The 12857-nt window shown below is 69.6% G+C and carries 11 protein-coding genes; 2 read left to right on the top strand and 9 right to left on the bottom strand.

Going from position 1 to position 12857, the window contains the following annotated elements; all coding sequences use genetic code 11:
* Positions 1-47 precede the first annotated feature (47 nt).
* From H7F38_RS17560 to tkt, 6 genes are all read right to left on the bottom strand, one after another.
* On the bottom strand, positions 48-1037 hold the full coding sequence (locus tag H7F38_RS17560; protein ID WP_187091040.1) for a malate dehydrogenase: 990 nt from the start codon (positions 1035-1037) through the stop codon (positions 48-50).
* 178 nt (positions 1038-1215) lie between these two features.
* The gene (pgl, locus tag H7F38_RS17555; RefSeq protein ID WP_187091039.1) at positions 1216-1971 is read right to left on the bottom strand and encodes a 6-phosphogluconolactonase; all 756 of its coding nucleotides are present in this window, start codon (positions 1969-1971) and stop codon (positions 1216-1218) included.
* The gene (locus H7F38_RS17550) at positions 1968-3413 is read right to left on the bottom strand and encodes a glucose-6-phosphate dehydrogenase assembly protein OpcA (protein WP_187091038.1); all 1446 of its coding nucleotides are present in this window, start codon (positions 3411-3413) and stop codon (positions 1968-1970) included. Before H7F38_RS17550 ends, pgl begins: the two co-directional genes overlap by 4 nt.
* Positions 3414-3456: 43 nt before the next feature.
* Positions 3457-4989, bottom strand: a complete 1533-nt coding sequence (zwf, locus tag H7F38_RS17545) for a glucose-6-phosphate dehydrogenase (RefSeq protein WP_187091037.1) — start codon at positions 4987-4989, stop codon at positions 3457-3459.
* Between the two features lie 171 nt (positions 4990-5160).
* Positions 5161-6261, bottom strand: a complete 1101-nt coding sequence (gene tal, locus H7F38_RS17540; RefSeq protein WP_187091036.1) for a transaldolase — start codon at positions 6259-6261, stop codon at positions 5161-5163.
* Positions 6262-6324: 63 nt separating this feature from the next.
* Positions 6325-8490, bottom strand: a complete 2166-nt coding sequence (tkt, locus tag H7F38_RS17535) for a transketolase (protein ID WP_187091035.1) — start codon at positions 8488-8490, stop codon at positions 6325-6327.
* Positions 8491-8738: 248 nt separating this feature from the next.
* On the opposite strand from tkt, the gene H7F38_RS17530 reads away from it, so the two are divergent.
* Positions 8739-9662, top strand: a complete 924-nt coding sequence (locus H7F38_RS17530; RefSeq protein ID WP_370531385.1) for a heme o synthase — start codon at positions 8739-8741, stop codon at positions 9660-9662.
* Positions 9659-9979, top strand: a complete 321-nt coding sequence (locus H7F38_RS17525) for a hypothetical protein (protein ID WP_187091033.1) — start codon at positions 9659-9661, stop codon at positions 9977-9979. The genes H7F38_RS17530 and H7F38_RS17525 overlap by 4 nt, the downstream gene beginning before the upstream one ends.
* Before the next feature lie 98 nt (positions 9980-10077).
* Here the strand turns inward: H7F38_RS17525 and H7F38_RS17520 are convergent, their stop codons facing one another.
* Genes H7F38_RS17520 through H7F38_RS17510 form a run of 3 tightly spaced genes read right to left on the bottom strand, consistent with a single transcriptional unit; the run spans position 10078 to position 12748 of the window.
* Positions 10078-11034 carry a heme A synthase gene (locus tag H7F38_RS17520; RefSeq protein WP_187091032.1) on the bottom strand — a complete coding sequence of 319 codons (957 nt, stop codon included), beginning with the start codon at positions 11032-11034 and terminating at the stop codon, positions 10078-10080.
* Entirely contained in the window at positions 11025-11846 is an 822-nt protein-coding gene (locus tag H7F38_RS17515; RefSeq protein WP_187091031.1) for an ABC transporter permease, read from the bottom strand. Before H7F38_RS17515 ends, H7F38_RS17520 begins: the two co-directional genes overlap by 10 nt.
* Positions 11843-12748, bottom strand: a complete 906-nt coding sequence (locus tag H7F38_RS17510; RefSeq protein ID WP_222618717.1) for an ABC transporter ATP-binding protein — start codon at positions 12746-12748, stop codon at positions 11843-11845. The genes H7F38_RS17515 and H7F38_RS17510 overlap by 4 nt, the downstream gene beginning before the upstream one ends.
* Positions 12749-12857: the final 109 nt, after the last annotated feature.

Here is a 12857-nt window from a genome sequence, read left to right as displayed (position 1 = left end):
CAGCATGCGCCGGGCGCTGATGCATGCCCCCTGGGTGCCCGGGCGGATCAGATCAGGCCGAGACCCTTGACGGCGTCGCGCTCCTCGACGAGCTCGGCGATCGACTTGTCGATGCGCCCACGGGAGAACGCGTCGAACTCCAGGCCCTGGACGATCTTCCAGGCGCCGTCCTCGGCGGTGACCGGGAACCCGGCCATCAGACCCTCGGGAACACCGTAGGAACCGTCGGACGGCACACCGGCACTGGTCCAGTCGTCGGCCGGGGTGCCGTGCACCCAGGTGTGGACGTGTTCCACCGCCGCATTGGCGGCCGAGGCCGCGGAGGACGCACCGTTGCGAGCAGCGATGATGGCGGCGCCGCGCTTGGCGACGGTCGGGATGAAGGTCTCCTCCATCCAGGCCTGCTCCACCTGCTCGGCGACCGGCCTGCCGCCGACCATCGCGTGGAAGAGGTCCGGGTACTGGGTCACCGAATGGTTGCCCCAGATCGTCATCTTGGTGACGTCGTCGACCGAGACCCCCAGCTTGGTGGCCACCTGGGACACCGCACGGTTGTGGTCGAGCCGCATCATCGCGGAGAAGCGCTCGGCCGGGATGTCCGGGGCGTGCGAACGCGCGATCAGGGAGTTGGTGTTGGCGGGATTGCCGACCACCAGCACCTTGATGTCGTCGGCGGCGCCTGCGTTGAGGGCCTCGCCCTGGGGTTTGAAGATGCCGCCGTTGGCGGCGAGGAGGTCGCTGCGCTCCATGCCCGGACCACGAGGCCGGGCCCCCACCAGCAGGGCGATCGAGGTGCCGTCGAACGCCGTCTTGGCACTGTCGGTGATCTCGACGCCGGCCAGCAACGGGAACGCGCAGTCGTCCAGCTCCATCGCGGTGCCCTCGGCGGCCTTCAGTGCGGGAGTGATCTCCAGCAGGCTCAGCTTGACCGGGGTGTCGGGGCCGAGCATCGCGCCGGATGCGATCCGGAACAACAATGCGTAACCGATCTGACCGGCACCACCGGTGACGGTGATCTTGACTGGGGTCTTGCTCATGACTGGTTCTCCTCCTTGAGGACCGGATGGTGGTGACCGCTCGAGCGATCACCCTGACACGACTTCGAGCAGCGGTGCATCTGCGGCTCCAGCATTTCAGTTCCCCGGCGCGCCGCCTCGCGCTCCGGAGTGTCTGCTCCGTCACGTGAGGACCGGCAGCCGGGTCCGGCGGCTGTCCTCAGGACGCGTCGATCCTGACGGTGCCCGCGGGTAGTCGGCTCGCAGATCCCTTGTCCAGCAAGAACAGTGTGCGCAATCGACCCACCGCACCGGCCACCGGGAGATCCGCCTCGGCGGCGCCGCCCAAGGCGCGTTCCACCGCCTCGGCCTTGCCGTCCCCTCCCGTGATGATCCACACCTCGTCAGCACTCCGGATGGTCGGGAGGGTCAGCGAGATGCGGGTCGGCGGCGGTTTCGGGCAGTCGCGGACCGCGACCACGGTGCGTGCCGTCTCCAGGACCGCGGGGGAGTCCGGGAAGATCGACGCGACGTGACCTTCGGGCCCCATCCCGAGCATCATCACGTCGAAGGTGACGCCCTCACCGAGAACGGCGGCGTAGGCGGCCGCGGCGCGGTCGACGTCGTCACCGAATTCGCCGTCGGAGGCGGCCATCGCGTGCACCCTGCCCGGGTCGAGCGGGACGTGGTCCAGAAGCGCGTCGCGAGCCTGCTTCTCGTTCCGCTCCGGATCGTCGAGGGCGATGAAACGTTCGTCCCCCCAGAACAGTTCCACGCGCTGCCAGTCGATCGCGGCCCTGGCCGGCGAGGTGTTCAGAGCGGCCAGCAGACCGATGCCGGAACCACCGCCTGTCAACCCGATCCGCGGGATCCGGCCGGCCGCCTGCAGCTCGATCAGCTTGGCGGCCAGTCGCGCGCCGGTGGCGGAGGCCAACTGGTCGCCATCCGAGTGCACGATCACCTCGGCCCCGCTCACTTGACGGCCTTGGCCGGCCTGGCGGGCTTGGTGGCTGCCGGCACCTTGGTGCGGCTGCTCGGTGCCCGCGCCGGAGCGGCCGCCGGGTCCGGCTGCTTGCCGGTCGTCTTCCCGGCCGTCTTCGTGGTCCCTGTGGTCTGCGCGGTCGATCCCTTCCGCGTGATCGCCGTCTTCCGGACGGCCGCGGTCTTCCGGACGGCCGCGGTCTTCCGGACGGCCGCGCCCTTCTCGACGGCCGCCGTCTTCCCGACCGCGGCACCCTTGCGGACTGCAGCTGTCGTCGGTTCGGCGGGCGGCGCCACCGTCCCGCCCTCCAACACCGGATCCGGCGTCGAGGTCGCTTCGGACACCGACCTCGAGGCGGCCGGCCGCGCGACCGGCGCTCTTCCGGACGACGGCTTCGCCACCGTGCCCTTCGACGCCGGCGCGGTGATCCCGGCAGCGGCCGCGGCCTTGCGCACCGCAGGCCGCGCCCGCACCGTGGCCGGCGCCCTGGTCACCGTCGCCGCCTCGGCTGCGGCATGCCTGGCAACCAGGTCCAGGCCCTTGGACAGCACCTCGGAGTAGACCTCGTCGGCATCCAGACGCCGGAGTTCCTCGGCGATGCAGTCCCGCAGGATGCGGCGGGGGAGGGTCAGCTGGCGCGGGGCCTGGTTGGTGACGGACAGCGTCGCGGTGACGCCCTCCGGACGGACCAGGCTGATCTCACCCGACCGACGGATCAGGGTGACCGCGCGCAGACCACTGCCGGCCCGATCCACCTTGATCCGTTTCACCGGGCACTTCAGTTGCAGCGCTAGCCATCCGGCCAGCAGGTCGGCGGAAGCCGAGTCCGAGGCCCCGGCCACGGTGGCCTCGGTGATCCGCTCGTGCGGCGGCTGGTCGAGGGCCGCGGCCAGCAACCCGCGCCAGTTGGTCAGGCGGGTCCAGGCCAGGTCGGTGTCGCCCGGCTGGTAGGTCAGGCGGCGTCCTGCCAATGCGGCGATCGGCCGCCGGCCGGCGGCCGAATCGGTGATGCGGCGCTGGGCGAGGGTGCCGATCGGGTCGTCGGCGGGGATCTCCGGCGACTCGCCCGGCCACCACGCCACCACCGGCGCGTCGGCCAGCAGCAACGGGATCACCACGGCGGCGCCGTGATCGGCGAGCGACCCGTACAGACGCAGCACGATCACCTCGCTGGCGCCGGCATCACCGCCGACCCGGATCTGGGCGTCCAGCCGGGCGGCGCCGCGGCGCGAGCCGCGGGCCACCACGATCACCCGGCAGGGGTGCTCGAAGGAGGCGCCGTTGGCGGCCGCGATCGGGTCCTCTGACGAGTCCTCGTCGGTGATGATGACCAGGGTCAGCACCCGGCCCTGGGCGTTCGCACCACCCTTCTCGCGCATGTCGATCATCTTCTTGTTGATGGCCGACGAGGTGGTGGATGGCAGGTCGATGATCAATGCCGGCCGCCTTTCTCTTGCAGGGATGGCGCGGTGGAGAAGGTCACGGGCGTCGCCAGGTCCGACCGTCGCGGGCCATCATGGCGTCTGCGGAAGCCGGTCCCCACGTCCCAGAGGAGTAGGGCTCCGGCTGCGCCGCCGAACGCGACCAGTACTTCTCGATCGGGTCCAGGATCTCCCAGGAGAGCTCGACCTCCTCGTCCTGCGGGAACAGCGAGGGCTCGCCCAGCAGGACGTCCAGGATCAGCCGCTCGTAGGCCTCCGGGGACGCCTCGGTGAACGACTGTCCGTAGGAGAAGTCCATGCTGACGTCCCGGACCTCCATCACCGGACCTGGCACCTTGGAACCGAACCGGATCGTCACGCCCTCGTCCGGCTGCACCCGGATGACCAGTGCGTTGGCACCCAGCGCCTCGGTGTCGGTGTGCGAGAACGGAAGGTGCGGTGCGCGTTTGAAGATCACGGCGATCTCGGTGACGCGTTTGCCGAGGCGTTTACCGGTCCGCAGATAGAACGGCACCCCGGCCCAGCGCCGGGTGTCCACGAGAAGCTTGACGGCGGCGTAGGTCTCGGTGCTGGAGGTCGGAGAGATCCCGTCCTCCTCCAGGTACCCGGCGACCTTGCTGCCGCCCTGCCAACCACTGGCGTACTGACCGCGTGCGCTGCCCTGCGACAGGTCGTCCGGGAGCCGCACGGCCGACAGCACCTTGATCTTCTCGGTGCGAAGTTGCTTGGGGGAGAAGGACACCGGCTCCTCCATCGCCGTGAGGGCGAGCAGTTGGATCAGGTGGTTCTGGATGACATCCCGTGCCGCGCCGATGCCGTCGTAGTAGCCGGCCCGACCGCCGACGCCGATGTCCTCGGCCATGGTGATCTGCACGTGGTCGACGTAGTTGGAATTCCAGATCGGCTCGTACAGCTGGTTTGCGAAGCGCAGTGCGAGCAGGTTCTGCACCGTCTCCTTGCCCAGGTAGTGGTCGATCCGGAAGACGGCCTCCGTCGGGAACACCTCGTTGACGAGCTGGTTGAGCTCCTGCGCCGAGGTCAGGTCGTGACCGAACGGCTTCTCGATGACGACGCGTCGCCATTCGTCGCCGTGCGGGTCGGCCATCCCCGATCGGCGCAGTTGCTGCAGGACGGTGGGGAAGGCCCCCGGCGGGATGGAGAAGTAGAACGCGTGGTTGCCGCCGGTCCCGCGGACCCGGTCGAGGTCGGCGAGGGTCGCCGCGAGCGCGTCGAACGCATCGTCGTCGTCGAACGTGCCGGAGACGAAGCGGAAACCCTCGGCGAGATGGCGCCAGACCTCTTCGGAGAACGGTGTCCGCGCGTACTGCCGCACCGAGTCGTGGACGACCTGGGCGAAATCCTCGTTGGCCCAGTCGCGTCGGGCGAAGCCGACCAGGGCGAAGCCGGGCGGCAGCAGACCGCGGTTGGCCAGGTCGTAGATGGCCGGCATCAGCTTCTTGCGCGAGAGGTCGCCGGTGACCCCGAAGATGACGATCCCGGACGGTCCGGCGATGCGCGGGAGTCTCTTGTCCCGGGGATCGCGGAGCGGGTTGACGTAGCTGCTCGTCATGGGGTGACGGGTTTCCTTCCCGGAAGAGAACCCACCTCGGTGGGCGAACGCGGGGTGGGCGGGCAGGGTGCGCCGACGGGGTGGGCGACCAGGGTGTTTCAGCGACAGTGGTTCCGCTGTCGCCCCCGACCGGCCGACGACGCGCGTGCATCGCCGGCCGGTCAGGTGGGCTCAGCCCGCCAGGGCCTTGGCGACGGTGGCCTGCAGCTCTTCCCAGGACTTGACGAACTTGTCGACACCCTCGGTCTCGAGCACGTCGAAGACGTCCTTCAGGTCCACGCCCACCGCCTCCAGTGCGCTGAACGTGGACGACGCGGCGCCGTAGGTGCCCTCGATGGTGTTGCCCCGGATGACGCCGTGGTCGGCGACCGCGTCGATGGTCTTCTCCGGAGCGGTGTTCACCGTGTGGGGTGCGACGAGCTCGACCACGTACTGGGTGTCGTCGTAGCTCGGGTCCTTGACGCCGGTGGAGGCCCACAGCGGTCGCTGGGCGTTCGCACCGGCGGCCGCCAGTGCCTCCCACCGCTCTCCGGCGAACTTCTGCTCGAAGAGCTGGTACGCCAGCCGGGCGTTGGCGATGGCGGCCTTGCCCTTGAGCGAGGCCGCCTCCGGCGAACCGATCTTGGCCAGGCGGGCATCGATCTCGGTGTCCACCCGGGAGACGAAGAACGAGGCGACGGAGTGGATCCGCGACAGGTCGTGCCCGTTGGCCCTGGCCTGCTCGAGTCCCGCGACGAACGCATCGATGACGCCCTCGTAGCGCTCCAGCGAGAAGATCAGCGTCACGTTGACGCTGATGCCCTCGGCCAGCGTCTGGGTGATCGCCGGCAGGCCGGCCAGGGTGGCCGGGATCTTGATCAGCACGTTGGGCCGGTCGACGATCTTGTACAGCTCCTTGGCCTGCGCCACGGTCCCTCCGGTGTCGTGCGCCAGGCCCGGCTCGACCTCGATCGACACCCGGCCGTCTGCGCCGCCGGTGGACTGGTACAGCCCCGCGAACAGGTCGCAGGCGTCGCGGACGTCGTCGGTCGTCATCGCCCGCACCGCGTCGTCGACGCCCGTACCGCGCGAGGCAAGCTCGGTGGCCTGTTCCTGGTAGGACTCGCCGTTGGCCAGTGCTGCGGCGAAGATCGACGGGTTGGTGGTCACGCCGACGATGTGCTTGGTGGTGATCAGCTCGGCCAGGTTGCCGCCGTGCAGACGCTGGCGGGACAGATCGTCCAGCCAGAGGGAGACACCGGCGGCGGAGAGATCAGCGAGTGGATCGGACATGATTCTCAGCTTCTTTCTTGGATGTGGCGGGGAACGTCACGCTTGCGCGCGACATCGGGTCGACTACTTGGAATCGAGATCGACGCCGGCGTCCTCGAGGGACGTGGTGCCGTGCGAGACGGTGTCGGGTGTGTTCGCCGCGGCCAGTGACTCCTTGGCGGCCGCGACCGTGGCCTCCGGGGTGATCCCGAACTCGCGGTAGAGGGTTGCGGCGTCGGCGGAGGCGCCGTAGTGCTCGAGCGAGACCGGCCGGCCCTGGCTGCCGATCCAGCGCCACCACGGCTGGGCGATGGCGGCTTCCACCGACACCCGCGCCGTGACGGCCTTCGGCAGGACACGCTCGATGTAGGCCTGGTCCTGCGCCTCGAACCAGTCCAGGCACGGCATGGAGACCACCCGGGTGCCGATGCCTTCGGCGTGCAGCGTCGCGCGCGCGGCCAGGGCGATCTGGACCTCGGAACCCGAGGCGATGATGATCACCTTCAGATCGCCGTCCGCGTCGGCCAGGACGTAACCGCCCTTGGCGACGCCCTCGGCGCTCGTACCGGCCAGGGTCGGGACGTTCTGCCGGGTCAGGGCGAGGCCGACCGGTCCGGTGTTCCAGGTGCTCTGCTTCTCCAGGATCGCCTGCCACCCGAAGGCCGTCTCGTTGGCGTCCGCGGGGCGGAGGATGGCGAGCCCGGGAATCGCGCGCAGGGCGGCGAGGTGCTCGACCGGCTGATGGGTCGGTCCGTCCTCACCGAGCCCGATGGAGTCGTGTGTCCAGACGTAGGTGACGGGCGCACCCATCACGGCCGCGAGACGGACGGCGCCACGCATGTAGTCGGAGAACTGCATGAACGTCCCGCCGTAGGGCCGGGTGGGTCCGTGCAGCGCGATGCCGGAGAGGATCGCTCCCATCGCGTGCTCGCGGATCCCGAAGTGCAGGGTCCGGCCGTACGGCTGGGCCTTCCACTCGCCGGTGGCCGCGGCCGACGGTCCGAAGGAGTCGGCGCCCTTCATCGTGGTGTTGTTGGACTCGGCCAGATCGGCGGAGCCGCCCCACAACTCGGGCAGGACGTCGGCGATGCCGGTGAGCACCGCGCCGGACGCCGCGCGGGTGGCGATGCCCTTGGGGTCGACCGGCCAGCTCGGGAGCGAGTCCTTCCAGCCGTCCGGAAGGGCGCGTGCGACGAGCCGGTCGAACAGGGCCTTGTGATCAGGGTTGGCCGCGGCCCACTCGTCGAAACCCCTCTGCCACTTGGCTTTCGTCTCCGCCCCGCGGTCCAGGGCCAGCCGGGTGTGCTTGATCACCGTGTCGTCGACCTCGAAGGACTTGTCCGGGTCGAAGCCCAAAATGGTCTTGACGGCGGCAACCTCGTCGGCCCCCAGGGCCGAACCGTGGATCTTGCCGGTGTTCATCTTGTTCGGCGCCGGGAACCCGATCACCGTGTGGAGCTGGATGAAGGAGGGCCGGTCGGTGACCGCCTTGGCGTTCTCGATCGCCGCCAGGATGCCGCTGACGTTCTCGCCGCCCTCGACCTTCTGGACGTGCCAGCCGTAGGCCTCGTAGCGGGCCGCGACGTCCTCGGACAGGGCGATGTTCGTGTCGTCCTCGATGGAGATCTGGTTGTGGTCGTAGAACACGATGAGGTTGCCGAGCTGCTGGCGTCCGGCGATGGAAGACGCCTCGGAGCTGACGCCCTCCTCGATGTCACCGTCGGAGGAGATGACGTAGATGTAGTGGTCGAACGGGCTCTGGCCGGGGGCGGCGGCGGGGTCGAACAGTCCGCGCTCCCGACGCGAGGCCATCGCCATCCCGACGGCGGATGCCAGGCCCTGGCCCAGTGGCCCGGTGGTGATCTCGACACCTTTGGTGTGATGCACCTCGGGATGCCCCGGGGTCAGCGAGCCCCAGGTCCGCAGCGCTTCGAGGTCGACGAGTTCCAGCCCGAACCCGGCCAGGTACAGCTGGATGTACAGGGTCAGGCTGGTGTGGCCGCAGGAGAGCACGAAACGGTCGCGCCCGGTCCAGTCCGGGTCGGCCGGGTCGTGCTTCATCACCTTCTGGAAGAGGGTGTAGGCCAGGGGCGCGAGACTCATCGCGGTACCGGGATGCCCGTTGCCGACCTTCTGGACGGAATCGGCGGCGAGCACCCTTGCGGTGTCGACGGCCCGCTTGTCCAGCTCGGACCAATCGTCGGGGACGTGCGCGGCGGTGAGCTCGGAAATCTGGGCGGTACTGGTCACAGGGAGCGACCTTCCTCGGCCGGGCGACCGCAGGGGCCGCGGGATCTACGCAATATTCCAGTCAAAACACTAGTACCCACGCTGCGCAGGGCTGACGCCGCGGCGGAGATCGAACCCGGCCGGCCACCCGGCCACTACGATGCAGGTGGCAGACGGCAATCTCGTCTGCGTGCCGCTCCCCGGGGTGGCGTGGGAATGACATCTGGAGGTAGGCGTTGGCGTCACGGACTTCGGCCGGCGAGTCTGCGGTGGTCGCCGAACCGGCCGCGGGCTCCCTGTCCTTCAAGGTCAAGGTCGGTGCCTACGTCGCGCTGACGAAGCCGCGCATCATCGAGCTGTTGTTGATCACCACCATCCCGGCGATGTTCGCCGCACAGCGATCCGTCCCCACCATCTGGCTCGTGCTCGCCACCCTGGTCGGTGGCACCCTCGCCGCCGGGAGCGCCAACGCGCTCAATTGCGTGGTCGATGCCGACATCGACGCTGTGATGCGCCGCACCAGAGCACGCCCGCTGGCCCGGCTCCTGATGCCGACCCGCAACGCACTGATCTTCGGCATCGCGCTCGGCGTCGCGTCCTGCGCCTTCCTGGCCTGGACCACGACCTGGCAGGCGGCCGTGCTGGCCGTCGTGGCCATCCTGTTCTACGTCTTCGTCTACTCCCTCTGGCTGAAGCGCCGGACCAGCCAGAACATCGTCTGGGGCGGTCTCGCGGGTTGCATGCCGGTGGTGATCGGATGGTCGGCCATCACGGGCGGTATCGGTTGGCCCGCGTGGGTCTTCTTCGGCGTCATCTTCTTCTGGACCCCCCCGCACACCTGGGCGCTGGCCATGCGCTACCGCGAGGACTACGCCGCGGCCGGTGTGCCCATGCTCCCGGTGGTCGCACCCGAGCGGGTCGTCGTCCGCCAGATCGTCATCTACTCCTGGGCCATGGTGGTCTGTTCACTGCTGCTGATCCCGGCCTCGTCCTGGATCTATGCCGCGGTGGCCCTGCCGGCCGGGCTGGTCTTCCTCGGCATCGCCCACATGCTGCACTTCCGGGTGCTGAAGGGTGTCCCGGCGCAGCCGATGACGCTGTTCCATCTCTCGAACCTGTACCTGACGGCCATCTCGGTCGCGTGGGCGGTCGACTCGGCCGTCGGACTGTCCGTGATCGGGTGGCCGAGATGACGGCCGCGCCCACCGAGGATTCGTCCGGGGTTCCGGTGCCGGACGTCTCGGGCTTGGCAACGCGTCTTCGTTCGTTCACCTCCGCCAACGGCGGCAGCGGCACAGCGGTGATCAACTACATGGGACGCCGCGGCGCCCGGATCGTCGTCGTGTCCGAGAACGGGCCGTTCACCGATGCGGTGGTCGGCAGCATGGAAGAGGCCGCCGCGGCCTGCGAGGTGGCTGGGATCCCCGTGGCGAATTGGGACCGGGAGCTGACCGGCAAGGTCACCGTGAGCCCGGCCGACCGCCTGCTGATGCGAGGCACCGGCCGCTGACCTGCTGCGCGTGGGCAAACCTGGATCGCGTCCGGATAGCAGCCAGCAGGCTCACCCCGTTCGTCGACTGCTGACGGGCGGGGGTCAGGTGAGCGCGTCTACCGGGCCGGAATCCGTGTTCTCGTGCTCAGCGCAACGGCCGCGGCGGTCGCCGTCAGGACGACCGCACCGAGGACGTGCGAGACGACCAACGCCTCGGGGACCCCGGTGGCGTACTGGACGAGACCGATGGCGCCCTGGGCGCCCGTCACGAGGATCAGGACGACCGTCCGCCTGACGAGTTTTCGCGGCGCCTTCACGGCCAGGAAGCCGACCGTCATCGCGATGAGCAGGCCGAAGTACAGGAACATCAGGTCGGCATGCAGCTGTGCCAGTTTCTCCACCGGGTAGTCCAGTCGGGGCGTGGACGAGTCGCCGCCGTGCGGACCGGCGGCGGTGACCAGCGTGCCGGCCATGCACAGCAGGACGAGCACACCGACGGTCGCCCAACTGAGGAGCTTGAGGGCCCGGGGGACGACATCGACTGCCGGGGCATCGGTCTCGCCGACCCTGACCAGCACGACGATGGCGACGAACAGCAGGGCCAGCGACAACAGCAGGTGGGGTGCAACGGTCCACCAGGCCAGGCCGGTCCGGACGGTGATGCCGCCCCAGACCGCCTGGACGAGCACGCCGAACGGCAGCACAGCGGCCAGCCAGGTGAGCTTGCGACGGCTCTGCGGATTGAGCAGCAGCGCCAGGAAGATGCCGAGGGAGGGGATCAGGACCGCACCGGTCAACGTCCGGTTGGTGAACTCCACGGCCTGGTGGAAGGCGGCCAGACCGGATCGGGACACCGGGACCAGTGAGCCGGGCTGGCACTGGGGCCAGGTCGGACATCCCAGCCCGGAGCCGGTGACCCGGACCGTCGCGCCGGTGACGGCGATCCCGCCGTTGGTGATGACCGCGAGCCAGGCGATGACGAGCTGCACCCGGCGGGTCGGCCAGCGGCGCCACCACGGATATCCCGGATTCCGGGCGGTGGTCTGCGGTCTGGAGTCGATGGTCACTGCCATTTGAACCACCGTACGGTGCCGCCCCACCCCACGACGACCCAGAAGACCAGGGCCAGCAGACTTGCAGCAGTTGGTGCGGCGCCGCGCTGCAGGACGTCACGCAGAGCGGTCGAAAGGGCTCCGGCCGGTGTCAGCTCACCGATCACCCGGAGCCACTGCGGTCCCTTGGTCAGCGGGATGACGACCCCGCCCACCAGCACCATCGCGAACCAGATCACGTTCGCCAGAGCCAGGACGGCCTCGGCGCGCAGGGTGCCGCCCAGCAGCAGCGCGAGCCCGATGAACGCGGCGGCGCCGAGCAGCGCGAGCAGGACCAGCCAGATCGGGTTGCCGTGCGGGTGCCACCCGAGGATGAAAGCGACGACACCCAGGACCACCCACTGCCCGACGATCACCACCAGCGCCGCCCCGCACTTGCCGGCCACCAGCAGGTTCTTGCCGACACCCGCTGCGGCCAGCCGCTTCAGCACGCCGTAGCGACGGTCGAAGCCGGTGGTGATCGCCTGCGAGGTGAAGGCCGTGGACATGATCGCCAGGGCGAGCACGCCGGGAGTCACCGTGTCGACCCTCGGGGTGGCCAGTTCGACGATGCTCACCGTGGTGAGGCCGATCAGCACCGCGAGCGGGATGATCACCGCCAGCAGGAGCTGTTCCCCGTTGCGCAGCAACATCTTCAGCTCGAGCCCGGACGCGGCCCTGACCATCCGCCAGGCCGGCGCGCGTCGTGGATCGGGGCCGAACGCACCCGGGGCGAACGGCGAACCGGGCCGCTCGGCCGCCGGCGTGATCCTGGTTTCGGGGGAATTGGTCATCCGCGTAGTTCCTTGCCGGTCAGTTCGAGGTAGACCTCGTCGAGTGATCTGGCGCCCACCTGGAGGCCCGTGGGCAGCACCCCAACCCTGGCGCAGAACGAGGTGACGGTGGCCATGGTCGACGGCACGATCTCGCCCTCCAGCAGGTAGCGGCCGGGTGTCTGCTCCACCACCACGAAACCCAGTGGAAGCGCCCGCCGCAGCAGGTCGAGGTCGAGCCCCGGGCTTGCCGTGAACCGGAGCTGCGACGAGCTCCCGCCGGTCAGCTCGGCGGGCGTGCCGTCGGCGACGCTGCGGCCGTTGTCGATGATGACGATCCGGTCGGCCAGCAGTTCGGCCTCGTCGAGCAGGTGGGTGGTGAGCAGGATCGACACCCCGTCGCTGCGCGCGGCACGCAGCAGGTCCCAGACCAGATGCCGGGCCTGCGGGTCCATCCCGGCGGTCGGCTCGTCCAGGAACAGCATCTCCGGGCGGCCGACCAGGGCCATCGCGAGGCTGAGGCGCTGGACCTGACCGCCTGACAGTCGGCGGACAGGCGTGCGCTCGGAGGACGCCAGTCCGAGGATGTCCAGCAACCACGCCGGGTCGAGTGGATTGGCCGAGCAGCTGGCCATCAGGTGGAGCATCTCACCGGTCCTGGCCGAGGCATGGGCTCCACCGGCCTGCAGCATGACGCCGATGCGAGGACGCAGGGCCGACCCCTGCCGCCACGGGTCGAGGCCGAGTACCCGGACCTGGCCGGCGTCGGCCCTGGTGAAGCCCTCGCAGATCTCGACGGTGGTCGTCTTGCCGGCGCCGTTCGGTCCGAGCAGGGCCAGCAACGATCCGCGCGCGAGCTGGAAGGACAACCCGTCGACCGCGTTGACCGACCCGAAACTTCGGTGCAGCCCCTCGACGACGATGGCTGCCGCAGGAGCCTCGTCCGGGGCGCGTCGTGCGGAATTCTCGGTCCCGGACGTGCTCGGGACGGCGGGCGTCGGTGTCACGTCTTCCGATGGTAGGGATTCGTGC

Origin of the sequence: Nakamurella sp. PAMC28650, from assembly GCF_014303395.1 — a bacterium.
Lineage (GTDB): Bacteria > Actinomycetota > Actinomycetes > Mycobacteriales > Nakamurellaceae > Nakamurella.
This window is presented reverse-complemented; position numbering and strand designations above follow the sequence as displayed.